A 632-nucleotide genomic window follows, 5' to 3' on the forward strand; every position below is an offset into this window, starting at 1 on the left:
AAACGCCTTTATCTGCAAAAAGTCTTTCTGCATGGGAAAAAGAACTGGAAGATTTGTATTTTGTTCGAGTGGATACATCTCATCTGGTAAACTGCAAGCATATTGTGGATGCATATGACGATATCTTTGTACTGCGTGACGGGCAAAAGCTGAAAGTCAGCAGAAGGCGAAAAAAGGACTGCTTTGAGAAATTGCGGCAGTATAACTTGCGGTTTTCTAAATTTGCATAAAGAATAGGAGGAAACGGTATGACACCACTTGCACAGCTACTGGAAGTATTAGTTTTACTACTTTTGTTTAAAGGCGTTCTTGGCTATGAGTTTAGAGAAGAGAATCGGTTTCTTTGTGTAGGTTTGGTGATTCTGTTTGTTCGCTGTGCTATGCTGTTTATCTTGCCGGAAGATTATACTTATTTAATCTGGCGCAGTATACTGTTTCCGGCAGCGGCGATGCCGTTTTTCTTTCATGGCAAGTGGAAAATCAATCTGGCAGCGGGAATCTGTATGATGCAGATGGTTTGGGTCATGTATAGGCTGAATATGGGAATCTGGATTGTAGCAGTCAAAGGTGATGTCATTAAAGTTGAGCTACCTCTTTGTTATTATCTGGGTCTTGCAGAGTGTCTGGTGGCT

At 41.3% G+C, this 632-nt stretch carries 2 protein-coding genes; both read left to right on the forward strand.

Annotation, left to right across the window (positions count from 1 at the left end; translation table 11 throughout):
- Window positions 1–230 (forward strand): LytTR family DNA-binding domain-containing protein (locus D1841_RS18090; RefSeq protein ID WP_166554374.1); only part of this gene is annotated, 230 nt, incomplete at its 5' end.
- Between the two features lie 18 nt (window positions 231–248).
- The coding region (locus D1841_RS18095; RefSeq protein WP_166554375.1) for a hypothetical protein at window positions 249–632 on the forward strand (384 nt) is incomplete at its 3' end.

The sequence above is a fragment of the Neglectibacter sp. X4 genome (genome assembly GCF_009917365.1).
In the GTDB taxonomy this organism is placed as follows: Bacteria; Bacillota; Clostridia; order Oscillospirales; family Acutalibacteraceae; genus Acutalibacter.